The 16152-nt window shown below is 71.2% G+C and carries 14 protein-coding genes; 5 read left to right on the forward strand and 9 right to left on the reverse strand.

The window, feature by feature from the left end:
- Positions 1-1167, reverse strand: a 1167-nt coding sequence (locus tag AB0F10_RS37350) for a ferric reductase-like transmembrane domain-containing protein (protein ID WP_360636513.1), incomplete at its 3' end; no start/stop codon positions are given.
- A 443-nt stretch (positions 1168-1610) separates the two neighbouring features.
- Here AB0F10_RS37350 and AB0F10_RS37355 point away from each other — a divergent pair.
- Together AB0F10_RS37355 and AB0F10_RS37360 are read left to right on the forward strand one after the other, a co-directional pair.
- Entirely contained in the window at positions 1611-2408 is a 798-nt protein-coding gene (locus tag AB0F10_RS37355) for a hypothetical protein (protein ID WP_360636516.1), read from the forward strand.
- Between the two features lie 155 nt (positions 2409-2563).
- Positions 2564-3145, forward strand: coding sequence for a DUF3455 domain-containing protein (locus tag AB0F10_RS37360; protein WP_360636519.1), 582 nt, complete (start codon positions 2564-2566; stop codon positions 3143-3145).
- Positions 3146-3236: 91 nt separating this feature from the next.
- On the opposite strand, the gene AB0F10_RS37365 is transcribed toward AB0F10_RS37360, so the two are convergent.
- The 6 genes from AB0F10_RS37365 to AB0F10_RS37390 form a co-directional block, all read right to left on the reverse strand.
- Entirely contained in the window at positions 3237-3716 is a 480-nt protein-coding gene (locus tag AB0F10_RS37365) for a GNAT family N-acetyltransferase (RefSeq protein WP_360636522.1), read from the reverse strand.
- Between the two features lie 3 nt (positions 3717-3719).
- Complete coding sequence (locus tag AB0F10_RS37370) at positions 3720-4478, reverse strand: PP2C family serine/threonine-protein phosphatase (protein ID WP_360636525.1); 759 nt, start codon at positions 4476-4478, stop codon at positions 3720-3722.
- Positions 4479-4759: 281 nt separating this feature from the next.
- On the reverse strand, positions 4760-5626 hold the full coding sequence (locus AB0F10_RS37375) for a methyltransferase domain-containing protein (RefSeq protein ID WP_360636528.1): 867 nt from the start codon (positions 5624-5626) through the stop codon (positions 4760-4762).
- 73 nt (positions 5627-5699) lie between these two features.
- Positions 5700-7457, reverse strand: coding sequence for a glycoside hydrolase family 6 protein (locus AB0F10_RS37380; RefSeq protein WP_360636531.1), 1758 nt, complete (start codon positions 7455-7457; stop codon positions 5700-5702).
- Positions 7458-7770: 313 nt separating this feature from the next.
- On the reverse strand, positions 7771-9162 hold the full coding sequence (locus AB0F10_RS37385) for an OFA family MFS transporter (protein WP_360636534.1): 1392 nt from the start codon (positions 9160-9162) through the stop codon (positions 7771-7773).
- Positions 9163-9293: 131 nt separating this feature from the next.
- Positions 9294-11855 carry a LamG-like jellyroll fold domain-containing protein gene (locus tag AB0F10_RS37390; RefSeq protein WP_360636537.1) on the reverse strand — a complete coding sequence of 854 codons (2562 nt, stop codon included), beginning with the start codon at positions 11853-11855 and terminating at the stop codon, positions 9294-9296.
- Between the two features lie 232 nt (positions 11856-12087).
- Here AB0F10_RS37390 and AB0F10_RS37395 point away from each other — a divergent pair, with 232 nt between their 5' ends.
- The gene (locus tag AB0F10_RS37395) at positions 12088-12756 is read left to right on the forward strand and encodes a copper homeostasis protein CutC (RefSeq protein ID WP_360636540.1); all 669 of its coding nucleotides are present in this window, start codon (positions 12088-12090) and stop codon (positions 12754-12756) included.
- A 12-nt stretch (positions 12757-12768) separates the two neighbouring features.
- On the opposite strand, the gene AB0F10_RS37400 is transcribed toward AB0F10_RS37395, so the two are convergent.
- Positions 12769-14136 (reverse strand): UDP-glucose/GDP-mannose dehydrogenase family protein, encoded by a 1368-nt coding sequence (locus AB0F10_RS37400; RefSeq protein ID WP_360636543.1) that lies wholly within the window; start codon positions 14134-14136, stop codon positions 12769-12771.
- A 129-nt stretch (positions 14137-14265) separates the two neighbouring features.
- On the opposite strand from AB0F10_RS37400, the gene AB0F10_RS37405 reads away from it, so the two are divergent.
- Positions 14266-15780, forward strand: a complete 1515-nt coding sequence (locus AB0F10_RS37405) for a sensor domain-containing diguanylate cyclase (protein WP_360636546.1) — start codon at positions 14266-14268, stop codon at positions 15778-15780.
- A 4-nt stretch (positions 15781-15784) separates the two neighbouring features.
- Here the strand turns inward: AB0F10_RS37405 and AB0F10_RS37410 are convergent, their stop codons facing one another.
- Positions 15785-15946, reverse strand: coding sequence for a hypothetical protein (locus AB0F10_RS37410; RefSeq protein WP_360636549.1), 162 nt, complete (start codon positions 15944-15946; stop codon positions 15785-15787).
- Positions 15947-15988: 42 nt separating this feature from the next.
- On the opposite strand from AB0F10_RS37410, the gene AB0F10_RS37415 reads away from it, so the two are divergent.
- Positions 15989-16152 (forward strand): glycine--tRNA ligase subunit alpha (locus tag AB0F10_RS37415; protein WP_360636552.1); only part of this gene is annotated, 164 nt, incomplete at its 3' end.

Here is a 16152-nt window from a genome sequence, read left to right on the forward strand (position 1 = left end):
CGGCGCGGGCATGTCGTCGTCGGCGTAGCCGCGCGGCCCGTCCTCGATGGCGCGGCGCGAGATCGGCCGGGTGGGCTCGTCGAAGCGCTCGGCCTCGGCCGCCCGCCGTTGGCGCGGCGCCGGGGGCTCGTCGTCGGCGTAGCGGCGCGAGCGCGACGCCGGCATGTCGTCTTCCTCGAACTCCCACCGCTGGGTGGGCGCGTCGACGTAGTCGCGGCGGCGGCGATCCCGCTCGTCGTCGTCGACGCCGCGGCGCGGACGGCGCTCGACCGGCGGCTCCGGGTCGGCGAGAACGGGAATGACCGGCTTCGCGATCGGCTCGCTGAGCGCCGGGGCGCCCGTGGCGCGGGCGCCGACGGCCGGGGTCCAGGCCTCGATCGATCCGGTGGAGGCGAGCGCCTCGTCGCGGCGGCCCTTGCCCCGGACCTTGGCGCTCGGCGCGGTGGTCGGCACGAGCTTCCCGACCGGCTGGATCTTGCCGGTGCCGGTGCCCGCCTGGGACGCGAAGTCCTTGCGGCGGTTGAGGCTGACCGACAGCCGCACGGCGAGGCCGACGAGCACGCCCAGCACACAGACGACATAGCTGACCGTGACCCAGGTGGCGGCGGCGCGGCCCGCGCCGAGGCCGTGGACCAGGGCGATCGGCCACATGAGGTAGGAGATGGCGTGGATGCCGCGCCACATCCACGGCTTGCCCTTGCCGATGAACCGCGAACGGGCCAGGCCGGTCCACATGACCAGCACCATCACGTACGCGGAGAGGGTGCCGAAACCGATGAAGAGCGTGTTGTACGGCGCCAGGAACGGAACGAAGATGTCCATCACGCCGATGCCGATCTTCGGGTCGGAGACCTTGGTCCAGACGTGCACGAAGAGCGAGACGACCGCGATGATGCCCGTGGTGCGGTGCGCGGACTGCAGCAGCACCCGCTGGCGGATCGACAGGACCAGGCGGTCGGTGGCGACCAGCCCCAGCATGATCGTGATCGAGAGCGCCACGAGGCTGACGACACCCATGTAGTACTGGCAGTACAGGAAGAAGTAGACGTAACCCGTCTTGCCCGCGGGGGTCAGCATCGCAGCGGCCCAGATCGCCGAGATGATCGAGACGCCGAGTACGGCGTAGGTGGTCAGCGGCGGCGGTGTTCGGCCGCCGGTGGCGCTCATGGGGACATCCACACGACTGTTCGTCTTCGTCCGGGCCATAACTCCTCGTTCTCCGCAGCGGCGTGGCGTCCGTCCTGGGCAGTCGGGACACCGGTATCCGTGGGGGATACCCCGCGCTCGTTACTGTCGGGCTGATCTACCGACCATCTACCTTTCCTCACGGTGAGTTGCCGCCGGTCTCCTGCCCTCCCCATCTACGTGCGTGGCCCGGGTTCGGATGAACATTCGGGAAGAACTTTCCGGCGGATCTTGGGTGGCCGCCCGGCGGCTCCCGTTGATAAAGGCGCTGACCTGCGGAGATGCCTGTCGGTAACCGGTTGATTAGATAAAAATTTGTGTTACCCCGGGTGATCCCTCAAGCTCGGCTGAACCTTTTACGCGACCGCACCGAACTACCTTACGTGCGTGCGTTTTTGACGCCTCTGTGTAAGGAGATGATTGCTGTGCGGCATCGCACTGCTCTGCTGTCCACCGTTCTGGCCGTGGTCGCCACGACCCTGGCCCTGCCGGGCCCGGCCTCCGCGGTCGAGCCCGGATTCGCGGTGGCCATCACCGAGGTGCCGGCCGCCTTCACCGCTGGCAAGAAGGCACGCACCGTGACCGTGGTCGCCTCGTCCGAGCAGCGCCGCTGCCAGAAGGTCCGCTGGTCGCTGATCCTCCAGGTCGACGGCCCGGAACTGGACGAGATCGAGGTCGCGCGGGTCGAGGACGGCCGCGACTTCCCGGTGCAGGTGCAGAACGGCGGCGCCGACACCACCCGGATCACCGACGTGCGGCTCGACCCGGGCCAGCTCTGCCGCGGCCGCACCGTGACGGCGCGTTACCAGATCGCGTTCGACGAGGACGCCGCCGCGGGTGAGGTGATCTTCCAGGCGCAGGCCTTCAACGCCCGGCAGACGCTGCTGCAGGAGTCGACGGCCCGGAGCCGGATCGACGGCCGGGACGGCGCCGCGAAGCCGACCGAATCCCCGTCGCCGAAGCCCTCGCCGAGCGAGTCCGCCACGGAGCCCGAGCAGGAGCCGGACGACCAGGCGGCGGCGCCGGAGCCCACCGAGTCCGAGGACGATCTGGCCGCCGTGGCGGCCTCCGGCAGCGGCAGCACGCCGAGCCTGCTCGGGCCGGGCCTGATCGTGGGCGGGGTCCTCGTCTTCCTCGGCGTCGGCCTGCTGCTGCGCCTGCGGATGCGCGGCCGCGACACCAAGCACGCACAGCCGCCGACCGGCTTCTATCCGGCCCGGTGACCCCGGGAGTCGCCGGGCCCGGCGACTCCCGGTCGATCTTCCTCCACAAATTCCTGGGACAAAGCTGCGGAAGACTTAGGACGCAGTTAAGGAACCGTCGCGCACGGTAGCCCTAGGGTGAGTCGGGCGTAACGCCCTACTGTGGAGGACCCTAGGTGACCAGGACAGTCCGAATCTCGGCCGGGGTCGGCGCAGCCGCGCTGGCACTCGTCGGCATCTCTTCCGGCATCTCATTCGCGGACGACAAGCCCGCACCCGCCCCGGCGGGCGCGGCGGACCGTTTCCTCGGCGGCCCCAGCACCGTGCCGCCCGAGCTCGTACCGCCCCCCGGCAACACGCTGACCTCGGTCTTCAAGGCGAGGGGCGTCCAGGTCTACGGATGCACGGACGCCAAGTGGACCCTGATCGAACCCGCCGCCTCGCTGGCCGGCATCACGCTGAACCCGGTGCGGCCGGTCACGGCCCTGCACTTCCGCGGCCCGACCTGGGAGTCCGACGAGGACGGCTCGCTGGTCGAGGGCACCGCGCCGAAGGCGGTACCCTCCGAAACCCCGAACAGCATCCCGCAACTGCTGATCACGGCGGCCAGGACGCGGGGTCCCGGCGTCTTCGGCGACGTCACCTACGTGCAGCGGCTGTCGACGGTCGGCGGCCTCGCCCCGGCGACGGCCTGCACCGCGGGCGCGACGACGTCGGTGCCCTACCGGGCCGTGTACCGCTTCTTCAAGAAGGGCTGATCCCGCCCGGCACGGACCTTGTTGAGGGGCCGGGTGCCGGTGACCCGCCGATGCGGCGGGCCACCGGCACCTCCCGGTCACCCGCCCGTGGTCACCGCCCCTCGAGGCGCAGCACCGTCTCCTCGATCTCCTTGCCGCGGGCCGTCGAGTAGGCGACCTCGATGCCCACCGGGCGGAAGCCGGTCTTGCGCAGCACCGCGAGGGAGCCGGCGTTGTCGCTGGCCGCGCGCGCGATGATCGGCCGCACCGGCACGATGTCGAGCAGCAGCTCGACGGCGCGGGTGGCGACGCCGCGGCCCCACCAGGACCGGTCCAGCCAGTACGTGATCTCGGTGTCGCCGTCGACGACGAAGCTCGCGATGGTCCCGACGAGATCCGCGTCGACGGTGATCGCCCGCAGCAGGATGTCCGGCGAGGTGCGCAGCCGCACGAAGTGGGCGTCGAACGCCACCCGGTCGTCCGGATCCTCGGCGGTGAAGGCGGCCATCATGACCGCCTCGGGGTCGCGCATCTGGTCGTAGAGCGCGGGAAGATCGTCGTCGCGTACCGGCCGCAGGCTGATCTCACCCATAGGTCACTCCCGTCCGACCCGGATAACCGCGGCCGTCGCGTTGTCGTCGCCGCCGGCCCGCAGGGACTCCTCGAGCAGCATCGTCGCCGCCCGGCCCGGATCGGGCGTGCCCTGCAGCACCTCGGCGAGCCGTTCATAGCTGACCTGCTCGGCGAGGCCGTCGGTGCAGAGCAGGAACACGTCGCCGTCGCGCAGCGCCACGCTGAGCACGTCCGGCTCGGGCGAGTCCGGATGCCCGGCGTAGCGGGTCAGCCGGTATCGCGCGGCGTGCGCCTCGGGCGAGTCCGCCGGCCACCAGCCGTTGACGGCGCCGAGCCAGGCGATCGTGTGGTCGGTGGTGAGCAGCTCGAGCAGGCCGCCCCGCAGCCGGTAGGCGCGCGAGTCGCCGAGCTGCACGATCCAGGCGTCCGGCTCGTCGGCGGCACCCACGAAGGCGGTCAGCGTGCAGCCGGTGAGCTCGCCCAGCCCGGCGCCGGCCGCGCGGACCCGCAGCTGCACGTCGGCCACGGCGGCCCGCAGCGCCTGCGGCGTGGGGCCGGCCGCGGCCACGAAGACCTCGACCGCCGTACGCCCGGCGATCGCGCTGCCCTCGCCGTCGCCCATCCCGTCCGCCACGACCACCAGGGGCCGGGCCGGATCGAGGTGCAGCACGTCGTAGTTGGCCCGGTAGCGGTTGCCGACCACGCTGCCCGCGGCCACGCTGAGCCGCCGGCCCGCGACGGCCGGCTCGGCCCGCCGGACCTCGACCTGCTCGATGGCCACACCCCCGATACTCAGTGGCGGCAGCCTACCGAACCGGACGACCCGGGCCGCGACCAGCCGCGTTGAGCCGCACCCCACCCGAACGCCGGGGCCGGGTCACCCGGGCGCCAAGCATCGACTATTGTAGATGCCGACCGCTGCCCGTTCCCCCGTGCGGGCAGCGGCTCACCCCTCCCCCGGCCCGGTCAGCGCGGGAGCAGTCGCTGCCCGGCCGCGGCGAGAACCTGATCTGCGTCACTGGCCCGCAGGCATGCGCGGGCGCCGGGCGGGACGGGTGCGCTTCAGCAGCGGAACGCGGTGAGGTACGCCGTCGCCATCGTGTGCCGGGTCGGCGTGCCGGCCAGATCCCGCACGTGTGAGTCCAGGCGCTCGCGCTCCGCGGGGGTCAGCGCCGCCTCGATCGCCTCGGCGTACGTCGGCACGAGCGGGTTCGGGGCGGTCCGCTTCAGCGCCGCCCAGTCCGTGACGGGCGGCGCCGGCACGTCGATCTCCGCGCGGTAGTCGAGCGACAGCCCGGTGAAGCCCGCCTCCCCGGCCCACCGGAGCAGGTCACGTTCGTCGAAGTCGAGCATCGGGTCGGCCGCGGGCGCGTTCGCCGCGTAATGCGCGCGCACCTTGGCGACCAGGTCGGCCACCGCGGTGAAGTCCAGCCCCAGGCCGAACGGGTCGGCGGCTCCCGCCCGTACGGAAAAGGTGTTGATCGGTTCGAAGATCGACAACCGGCCGCCGGGGCGGAGCACCCGGAACAGCTCGGCGAAGGCCTCGCGCTTGCGGGCCACGTAGATCAGCACCGACCGGGTCGTCACGACGTCGACCGAAGCGTCCGCGATCGGGCTCAGGTCGTCCGCCGCCGCCTCGACGAAGCTGCTGCGCTCCGGGTCGGCGAGCCGCCGGCACTCCTCGAGCAGCGCGGCCGAGACGTCGCTGAACACCACCCGCCCGGACGGGCCGACGCGGTGCAGGGCGCCGAGGCCGACCAGCCCCGTGCCCGTGCCGACGTCGAGGACCACGTCGCCCTCGGCGATCGCGGCCCGGTCGAGCACGCCGTCTCGGTAGCCGGTCAGCGTCGCGGCGAACCGCTCGCGCAGCTCCGCCGAACCGCCGTCGCGGCGGTGTAGCAGCCAGCTCGCCCACCTGTCTGTCGTCATCACAGACACCGTAGCCGGAAAAGGGCGAGCGGCCCGGTCGTGGGAGAACCGGGCCGCTCGCGTCGGGAGTGGATCAGGAAAGGGGCGGGTACGCGTTCGCCATCAGCTGACGGAACTGCGCCGAGAACCAGGCTCCCGAGATCGGTGCGCCGGAGAGGGCGCCGGTCATGCTGTTGCCGTTGCGCTCGTTGCCGGTGTAGGTCGGGTCGCACATCCGGTCGAAGCCCTTGCCCTCGTTGTTCGGGATGAGGGTGCTGGAGCCGTCCGACTCACCCGGGGGCTTGACCCAGACGTAGGCGTCGATGCCCGCCGCCGGTGCCGACCGGGGACGCTCGCCGAGGCCGGCGCCGTCCTGGTTGCACCAGTTGCCGGCGTGGATCCGGCGGTCGATGCGCGACTGGTTTACGAAGGTGTCGACGGCGGTCGACGTGCTCGCCGCGGTGGGCCGGCCGGAGCCGCCCCAGCCGTTGCGCGAGGTGTCGATCAGCATGCCGATGCCGGAGTCGAAGCCGACCGAGACGAGCTTGGAACGGAACCCCTGCGCGAACGAGAGCTCGTCGACGTACTGGTTCCAGTCGACCCACTTGGACTGCCGCACCGAGGTGCCGTTCACCGAGGAGTTGATGGTGAAGTACGGCTCGGTCAGCGCCGAGTAGTTCGCCGTGTTGGTGATGAAGCCGTGCACGTTCTTCACGTTGCCGGACGCCTGGGCGGCCTGCAGCATGATGTCCGCGGTCGGGCCGAAGTTGGTGTCCCAGCCGATCCAGCCGTGGTGCGCGGCGTCGATGTAGTTGTAGACGTTGCCGATCGCGCCGAGCTTGTTCAGCGCGTAGCCGACACCCTGCACGTAGCCGCCGTTGGACTTCATCGTGGCGCAGGTCGCGACGTTGGTGTTGGTGATCAGGTTCGGCAGCGAGTCGATCTCGATGATGTTGATGATGCGCAGGCCCGCGTACTTGGCCCGGGACTGGATGGCCGCGATCGGGTCGATGTATTCGCTCTTGTAGCGGGGCAGGTCGTTGACGCCCAGCTCACCGTTGGAGGCCAGCGCCGAGCAGTCGCGGCCGGGCAGGTTGTAGATGACGAACTGGATGTAGCCGGCGCCCTGCGCGAGCGCGGCGTCCAGGTGGTCCTCCACGCCCATGCTGCCGTTGGAGCTGCTGCCCGTCGTGCCCTCGATGGCCGCGATCCGGTCGATCCAGACGGCCGTGGGGTTGCTGGAGACGCGGCTGCCGCCGGGCTCGGCGTCGGCCTTCGCCTTCCACTCCGGGTTGACGTAGCCCTTGGCACCCGCGTACGGGTTGTCGGCCTTGCTGCCGGGCGGCTGCGAGGTCGGTGGCGACGTGGGCGGGGTGGTGGGTGGCGTCGTGGGCGACGTCGGCGGGGTGGTGGGCGGCGTCGTCGTGGGCGTCCCGGTGCAGGCCACGCCGTTGAGCGAGAACGAGGTCGGTGACGCGTTCGTGCCGGAGTAGTCGGCGTTGAAGCCGAAGGTGGCCGACGCGTTGGAGGCCAGGCCGGGCGCCCAGGACGGGTTCGCCGCTGTCACGTGCTGGCCGGACTGGGTGATGGTGGCACTCCAGCCCTGGGTGATGCGCTGGTTGCCGGCGAAGTCCCAGGCCAGGTTCCAGCCGCCGGTGATCGGGTCGCCGAGATTGGTCACGGAGACGTTGCCGGTGAACCCGGTGCTCCACGAATTGGCCGAATAGGTGACGCGACAACCCGCCGCGGCGCTGGCCTGCTGCGCCGCGACGGCGATGCCGGCGCCGGTGAGGAGGGTGATCGCGGCGGCGGCCGTCAGGCCGCGCGTCACGGTGTGGGGACGTGGACTCATGCGCAAGCGCTCCTGGAAGACATGGCAACACCCGGGGAAGGCGCGGCCGAGGGGAACGAACTTCCGGGCGGGGAATCGATCGGTATCGCTGATCTCCCGCGTCAGGTCAGACTATGGGAGCGCTCCCATGACATCAATACGTAACGGCTTCGAAACTTTTCGGCTCCTGCTTCTGGCACGCGGCCACATCGACCGCCGCGGCGGCCCGGCTACTGGAACAGCTTCGCCGCGGTGATGACGGTCTCGATCACGCCATAGCCGAGCAGGACCCCGACCAGGGCCCACGACAGCACCAGCCGCACCGGCGACGTCTTCATGCCACGGCCTCCTTCCTCTCCTCGGCCGGCGTCTCGTGGAAGCGCTCCGGCACCGGTCGCACCAGCAGATTCGCGACGAAACCGATCGCCAGCACCCCGACCATCGTGAACAACGCCGGCCGGTACGCGGACGCCGTCAGCGTCCCCGGCTTGCCCTGCGCGTCCAGGAAACCGTTGATGATCAAGGGGCCGGCCACGCCCGCGGCCGACCAGGCGGTCAGCAGCCGGCCGTGGATCGCACCGACCTGGAACGTGCCGAACAGGTCCCGCAGGTACGCCGGCACCGTCGCGAACCCGCCACCGTAGAACGACAGGATCAGGCCGGCGAGGATCACGAACAGGCCGACGGCGAGGTGCCCGAGCGACGCCAGCAGCGCGTACAGGATCATGCCGCCGCCGAGATAGATCAGGTAGATGCGCTTGCGCCCGATGACGTCGGACGCCGACGACCAGGCGAACCGGCCCGCCATGTTGAACAGCGACAGCACGCCGACGAAGCCGGCCGCCGCGGACACCGCGACGCTGGACACCCCGCTGTCGTCCCGGAAGAAGTCCTGGATCATCGGGCTGGCCTGCTCGAGAATGCCGATGCCGGCGGTCACGTTGCAGAAGAGCACGATCCAGAGCAGCCAGAACGACCGGGTCCTGATCGCGCCGGCCGCCGAGACGCTGGCCGTGGTGACCAGGGGCTTGGCGGCGACGGACGCCGGGTCGAAGCCCTCGGGCGCCCAGCCCTCGGGTGGCACCCGCACGGTGAAGACGCCGAACATCATGATGACGAAGTAGCCGGCGCCGAGGGTCAGGAAGAGCGCCACCAGGGCGCTGCCCGAGGCCACCGACGTGGACACGTTCGGGTCGTAGCCCGGGTCGTAATAGGACAGCAGTTGCCGCGACAGCGGGCTGGCGATCAGCGCGCCCCCGCCGAAGCCCATGATGGCCAGGCCGGTCGCGAGGCCGGGCCGGTCCGGGAACCATTTGATCAGCGTGGAGACCGGCGAGATGTAGCCGATGCCCAGGCCGATGCCGCCGATGAAGCCGTAGCCGACGTAGACCAGCCACAACTGCTCGGTGGCGATGCCCAGGGCGCTGACCCCGAAGCCCGCGGCCCAGAAGCACGCGGAGACGAACATGGCCCGGCGCGGGCCGTTCGCCTCCACCCAGGTGCCGCCGACCGCCGCCGACAAGCCGAGCATGACGATCGCGATGCTGAAGATGATGCCGATCGCGGTCTGGCTGACGCCGAAGTGCGCGATGAGCGAATTCTTGTAAACGCTCGTGGCGTAGACCTGGCCGATGCAGAGATGCACGGAGAGCGCGGCCGTGGGGATCAGCCAGCGACTGAACCCGGGCGGCGCAACGGAGTGCTTACGGTCGAGTGCGGACAGCATTGCGGCGCCTCCCTGACCTCAGCCGATCTATATCGATGCCCATCATCATCGACCCGCAGGAAAGTTGCCGCAACAATTAACCGCGCGCGGCGGACCCCGGAAACCCGGGGCCCGCCGCGATCCTCAGGGGGTTACCTGCCCGAGTCGTAGAGTTCCTTGATCTCCGTTGCGGACAGCGCCCGGTCGTAGAGGTGCACCTGGTCGACCGTGCCGTCCAGGTAGTCGACCGGGTTGCCGCCGTACCTGCCGCGGCCGATCACCGTGTTGCCGGTCGGCGCCGCCTGCGGGAGGCAGGCGCCGGTCCGCCCGGCGAGCTCGCCGTCCACGTACAGCCGCAGTTCGCCCTGGACGCTGTCGCGCACCCCGGTCAGGTGGTACCAGTGGCCGGTCTCCGGCTTGTCCGGCGCCAGGGCCCGGACGCCGGCGAAGCTCATCGCGAAGCGCTGGTCGGCGCCCGAGTACTGCAGGAAGAAGTCGCTGTTGGCCGGCCCGTCCTGGCTCACGATGGTCTGGAACGCGCCGTCGGCCTTGTCGAGCTTCACCCACGCGGAGGCGGTGTAGTCCGACGCCGTGTTCAGCACCGACGCGCCGGCGTCGATGAACTGGCTGGAGCCGTTGAGGTCGACGCCCTGCCCGGCCCTGCCGTCCACGTATGCCGGGCCGCCGACCAGGCTGGCGTCGTGGTCGCCGGCGGCGTCCTCGGCGGTGCCGTCCAGCGGGTAGAACGCGATGCCGGTGAGCCCCGGCGTGCCCGGCGGCGGCTGCGGCAGGTTGCCCGCGGTGCCGTCGGCCTTCGCGATGATCTCCCGGTTGACCGCCCGGACCTGCTTCAGGTCCATCTTGGCCGCCTGCCGGTCATAGGTCCAGAAGCCGTTGAGCTCGCCCTCGACGTCGGTGATCTGGGTGTAGATCGCCGCGCTGATGCCGCAGGACCGCGCCGAGGTGATGACGGCGCGCTGGTTCTCCACGTACTTGCGGGTCAGCGTCGCCGAGTCCGGCTCCATCTCGTACGCCTGCCCGTCGCCGAACCACATGTGGTTGGAGGTCTTCAGGCCGAAGCCGCCGTGCTCGCCGTCGATCGACACCCGGTTCGCGTCCGGCGCCGGCGAGGCCGGGCCGAGGTACTGGTGGAAGTCGATGACGTCGCCCCGGCCGGAGTCGCCGTGCGAGTTGCAGCAGTTCACGCCGCTGTGCGCGTTGACGAGCCGGCTCGGGTCCTGCGCCTTGACCTCGTCGGCGATGCGGCCGGTGTCGGCGCGGTCCCACTCGCCCCAGCCCTCGTTGAAGGGCACCCAGGCGACGATCGAGGTCCAGCTCTGGTGCTCGCGGACCATCTCGTGCAGCTCGGACTCGAACTGCGCGCGCCACGCCTGCGGGATCGGCCCGGTGTTCGCGGCCGGCATGTCCTGCCAGACCAGCAGGCCCAGCTTGTCGGCCCAGTAGTACCAGCGGTCCGGCTCGACCTTGATGTGCTTGCGCACCGCGTTGAAGCCCATGTCCTTGTGCTGCTTCAGGTCGAACCTGAGGCCCGCGTCGGTGGGAGCGGTGTTCAGGCCGTCGGGCCAGAATCCCTGGTCGAGGGTGGCCATGTTGAACAGGATCTTGCCGTTGAGCGCGATGCGCAGCTTGCCGTCGGCGCCCTTCTTGGTGCCGACCTCCCGCATGCCGAAGTACGACTCGACGTTGTCGACGGTCTTTCCGCCGCTGAGCAGCGTGACCTCGAGGTCGTACAGGAAAGGCGAGTCCGGCGACCAGAGCCTGGCGCCGGGCACCGGGAGCCTGAGCTCCGCGCCCGCGGCACCGGTGACCTTGCCGGCCACCTTGCCGCCGGCGCGGGCGACGGCCTTGACCGTCAGGCCCTCGGCGCCGGCGGTGTTCACCTTGATCTTGAGTTCGGAGGCGGCCAGGTCCGGGGTGGTGACGAGCGACGAGACGCTGGAGGCCGCGACCGGCTCCATCCAGACCGTGCGCCAGATGCCGGAGCTGCCCTGATAGAAGATGCCGTGGTCGGAGTTGCGGCGCTGCTTGCCGATGGGCTGGCCGGTGGCGTCGGTGAGGTCCTCGGCCCAGACGATCAGCTCCTGCGGCCCGGTGCCGGCGAGCGCGTCGGTGACGTCGACGTCGAAGCCGTCGTAGCCGCCCCGGTGCGTCGCGACCTGGGTGCCGTTGACCCACACCTTCGCGTCGTAGTCGACCGCCCCGAAGTGCAGCGTCAGCCGCTGACCCCGGCCGACCTTCCAGCCGGCGGGCACGGTGAAGGCGCGCCGGTAGAACATCCGGTCCTCGTGGCGCTGGATCCCGGAGAGCGCGGACTCGATCGGGTACGGCACCAGCACCCGCTCGCCGAGTTCCCGGCCGACGGGCGGCGCCTCGCCGACCGCGGCCTTGGCGAACTCCCAGACGCCGTTGAGGTTCTGCCAGCGGCTGCGTACCAGCTGGGGCCGGGGATATTCGGGCAGCGCGTTGCCCGGGCCGACCTGGGCGGTCCACGGCGTCGCGAGGGGCGCGATGCCCTTGTGCCAGGCGGGCGCGGCGGCGGGAGCCACCGCGGAGACGAGGGCGGGCGCGGCGGCGGGGACCGGGGCGGGCGCGGGTCCGGGCGCGGCGCCGGCGGCGCCGGCACCGCCGACCACGAAGAGAGTGACGGCGGCCACCGTGATGGCCCGCCGCCGGTATGTCCAGGAGGCGATCATGCGCGAAGTCCTCTCGGTGGGAAAGAACACGGGCAGCACCGATCGACGCTCCACGTTGGATGAAAATCACCTGAAGCGCCTGCCGAGACTGCCCAGGAGCAAACACAGTTCAACAAGATTGCTCAGATGACGTCAAGGTTTCGAGCGAAGAACCTCGATGCTCCGACACTTTCCACCATGGACGCGCACCCGAAGGGGCAGCGCCCACAGCCGGATGTGCGACGATGCCGCGGTGCCACAATCGATCTTGGAAGTCATCGCGTTGAACGCGATCGATGCCCGCGCCGCACAGGAAGGCGGCGCCGACCGGGTCGAACTCGTCGCCGACATGGGCCGGCAGGGCCTGACCCCGAGCCTCGCGACCTTCGTCTCGGTCCGGGAGGCGGTCGACATCCCGGTCCGCGTCATGCTGCGCGCCGAGGACGGGTACGCGCTGAGCCACCCGGACGCGCTGGTCGACGCCGCGGCCGAACTGCGCGCCGCCGGGGCCGACGAGTTCGTGCTGGGGTTCCTCGACGCGCGGGCCGCCGTCGACCTGGTCGCGGTCAAGGCCGTGCTGGGCGCGATCGAGGGCTGCCGGTGGACCTTCCACCGGGCCCTGGACCACGCCGCGGACCGCGCGGGCGCCCGGCTGGCCCTGCTGGGGCTGCCCGGCCTGGACTTCGTGCTCACCGCGGGCGGCCCCGCGACCGTCGCCGAGGGCATGCCGGCGCTGGTGGCGGAGGCGGCACACCGGCCGCGGATCCTGGCCGGCGGCGGGCTGCGCCGGCACCACCTCGGCCCGCTGCTGGCGGCCGGGGTGGACGCGTTCCACACCGGCAGCGCGGTGCGCCCGCGAGGCCGCTGGGACGCCGGCGTGGACCCGGACCTGGTCCGCTCCTGGCGCGCCGACCTGCCCTGACCGGCCGCCGGGTCAGCGGCCGGTGACCGTCAGGTACCGGTAGCCGAGCTTGGCGAGGCGCCCGGGGTCGAGGCAGTGCCGGCCGTCCAGGATCACCGGCGTGCGCATCAGCGGCGCCAGCTTCGCCCAGTCCAGGTCCAGGTACTGCGCCCACTCGGTGACCAGCACCACCGCGTCGCTGTCGTCGAACACGTCCTCGACCTCGCCGGTCAGGTACTCAGTCAGGTCCGGCTGCTCGCGGCGCAGGCGCTCGGCGGCGACCGGGTCGTGCAGGCGCACCCGGGCGCCGCGGTCGATCAGCATGCGGGCGATGTCCAGCGCCGGCGCGTCGCGCAGGTCGTCGGTCTCGGGCTTGAACGCGAGCCCGAGCAGGCCGATCCGGCGCCCCTTGAGGATGCGCAACTCGTCCAGCAGCCGGTCGACCACCAGCCGGCGCTGCAGCTTGTTGACCTCGCGGGCGGCGGAGACGATCGGCATGGCGTGGTGATACTCGGCGCTGGTGGCGATCAGGGCCGCCGTGTCCTTGCCGAAGCAGGAGCCGCCCCAGCCGATGCCGGGCTGCAGGAAGCGCGGCCCGATCCGGGTGTCCAGGCCGATGCCGCGGGTGACCTGGGAGATGTCCGCGCCGACCCGGCCCGCCAGCTGGCCGATCTCGTTCGCGAAGCTGATCTTCAGGGCCAGGAACGCGTTGGCGGCATACTTGATCAGTTCGGCCGAGGCGAGATCGGTGGAGACCATCGGCACCGCGCCGAGCTCGGCGGGCCGGGGCAGGTAGGTCGGCGGCGTGAACGTCTGGTTGAGGATCGTCCGGTAGAGGCGGTTGAGCACGTCGAGGCTGCGCGGGTTGTCCGAGCCCACGACGATCCGGTCCGGGTAGAGGGTGTCCTGGATCGCCGCGCCCTGGCGCAGGAACTCGGGGTTCGAGGCGACCGAGAACTCGCCGTCGCTGCGCCGCTCGTGGGTGCGCTCGAACGACTCCCGCAGGATCGAGTCGACCCAGTTGCTGCTGCCGATCGGCACGGTCGACTTGTTGACCACCACGGTGAACTCGCCGTCGATGTGCCGGCCGACGCCCTCCGCGGCCGCGCGCAGATAGGTCAGGTCCGGGTTGCCATCGGGTAGCGAGGGGGTTTGCACCGCGATGAAGACCACGTCCGCGCCCGGCACGGCCGCGCTGTAGTCGGTCGTGAAGATCATCCGTTCGGCCGACTCGCCGAGCAGCGCCTCCATGTGCGGCTCGTAGATCGGTGACCGGCCGCCCGACAGCAGGTCGACCTTCGCCTGGTCCAGGTCCACGCAGGTGACGTCGTGACCGAGAAAGGCCAGGCTGACGCCGGTGGTAAGACCTACATAACCGGTGCCGACCACACACACCCTCATGCCCGCACTCCCCCTTCGCCCGCGGGTCCGCTGCGCCCGCTCGCTGCACGGTAATCCGTCGGGTCCCGCGACCCGTCACCTCACTCTTCTCAGGCGCGTCGCGTCCCTGCCGATCCACAGCTCGTGACCGTGAGCAACGAAGTACTGACGATGGGTACCTCGGTGGTGGACCTGACACCGTCGATCGCCTGGGACGACCAGGTCCAGTTGCATCTTGACCTCATCGAGACGATGACCAAGGACATCCCCTCGGTCGCGCACGTGCTCTCGATCGTCGCCGGCCGGCTCGCCGGCCCCTGCGGCATGCGCGCCGCGTCCGTCTTCACCCTCGAGCCCGACGACGGCCGGCTGCTCCTGGAGGCCAAGTACGCCGACGCGGCGCCCGACGACGTCACCGTCGCCGGGCGGGTGTTCCGGGCGTCGGCGGCCGCGCCGCCGGTGCTGCACGGCGACCGCATGGCCATCCGGCTCCGCATCGGCGGCCAGACGCTGGGCGTACTCGTGCTCAGCGGCACCGCCATGGCCGAGCTGCGGCCGACCACGGCCAGCACGATCGCCCTGCATCTCGCCTCCACGCTGCAGGTGCTCGCCGCCGAGCGGCACCACCAGTACGTGACACACGCCACCGGCACGATCCGCCGGCTCTTCGAGGAGGGCACCTCCGCGACCAGCGTCGAGGACGCCGGCCGGCTGCTGGCCAAGGCCACCGGCGAGGCGTTCCGGACCGAGCGGGCCGCCCTGTACCTGATCGGGCCCGACGGCCGGATCCGCTACGCCGCCGGCGTCGGCGTGACCGAACAGCTGAGTTCGGAGATCTCCGCCAGCCTGGTCGGCAAGATCGCCGCGGACTCGCCCGCGTGGCGGGCGATGCAGCTGCTCAACGGCCCGCTGCTGGTCGGGGACACCACCCGGGCCGAGGTCAGGCCGGGTGGCTTCGCCGAGACGCTGGAGCTGAACTCGTTCATCGCGATCCCGCTGACGTCCGCGTCCGGCCCGGTCGGCGTGGTCATGTGCGGCGACGTCGGCACCACCCGGCACTGGACCGGCCGCGACCGCTCCCTCGCCCAGCAGGTGGCGATGGAGGGCACGCTGATCGTCGACAGCGCCCGGCTGCGCCAGTCCGAGCGGCAGCACGTCGCGGAGCTGACCCGCCAGGCCTACCACGACGGGCTGACCGGGCTGCCCAACCGCTCGCACCTGCTGGACCGGGCGGAGCAGGAGGTCAACGCCGCCCTGGCGAACGCCGGCAGCCTGGCGCTGCTCCTGCTCGACCTGGACGGCTTCAAGCGGGTCAACGACGCCGTCGGGCACCACGCCGGCGACGCCCTGCTGCACGCGGTCGGCCGCCGGCTGCTGACCGAGGTACGCGACCACGACATCGTGGCCCGCCTCGGCGGCGACGAGTTCGCGATCCTGCTGGCCGGCAACCCCGACGCCCGCACGGCGTCCGCGATCGCCGGGCGGATCCACCAGCGGCTGTGCGAGCCGTACGACATCGACGGCGGGGTGATCCGGGTCGGCGCGAGCATCGGCGTCGCGCTGCTGCCCACGGACTCGAACGACATGCCGACCCTGATGCGCGGCGCGGACGCGGCCATGTACCGCGCCAAGCGCGAGGGCGGCGGCGTGCGGACCTGCTCCTGACGGCTCAGCCGGGCTGACCGGCGCAGGCCATCAGGTAGGCACGCCGGCTGGGGAACTCGGCGCCCGCGATCGGCTCCCTGATCAGGGTCGACCGCACCGACAACCCGGCCGCGGCCAGGTCACCCCCGACCACCACGGGGTCGAGGAAGTGCACGTCCTTCGTCACGTGTGGAGTGTGGCAAAGGCGGTCTCACTAGACTGTGACTCCATGCTCACCATGCAGGACGCACTGGCCCGGCTCACCGCGTTCTGGACCGATCAGGGTTGCCTGGTCGTCCAGCCGATGAACACCGAGGTCGGCGCCGGCACCCTCAACCCGGCCACCTTCCTGCGGGTGCTCGGCCCGGAGCCCTGGCGCGTCGTCTACGTCGA

This window comes from Actinoplanes sp. NPDC026623 (assembly GCF_040638275.1).
In the GTDB taxonomy this organism is placed as follows: domain Bacteria; phylum Actinomycetota; class Actinomycetes; order Mycobacteriales; family Micromonosporaceae; genus Actinoplanes.

Bases quoted from the DNA above. Each gene is read 5' to 3' on its own strand.
- AB0F10_RS37365 (WP_360636522.1), bottom strand. From the start codon at position 3,716: ATGGGTGAGATCAGCCTGCGGCCGGTACGCGACGACGATCTTCCCGCG.
- AB0F10_RS37375 (WP_360636528.1), bottom strand. From the start codon at position 5,626: ATGACGACAGACAGGTGGGCGAGCTGGCTGCTACACCGCCGCGACGGC.
- AB0F10_RS37380 (WP_360636531.1), bottom strand. From the start codon at position 7,457: ATGAGTCCACGTCCCCACACCGTGACGCGCGGCCTGACGGCCGCCGCC.
- AB0F10_RS37385 (WP_360636534.1), bottom strand. From the start codon at position 9,162: ATGCTGTCCGCACTCGACCGTAAGCACTCCGTTGCGCCGCCCGGGTTC.
- AB0F10_RS37390 (WP_360636537.1), bottom strand. From the start codon at position 11,855: ATGATCGCCTCCTGGACATACCGGCGGCGGGCCATCACGGTGGCCGCC.
- AB0F10_RS37400 (WP_360636543.1), bottom strand. From the start codon at position 14,136: ATGAGGGTGTGTGTGGTCGGCACCGGTTATGTAGGTCTTACCACCGGC.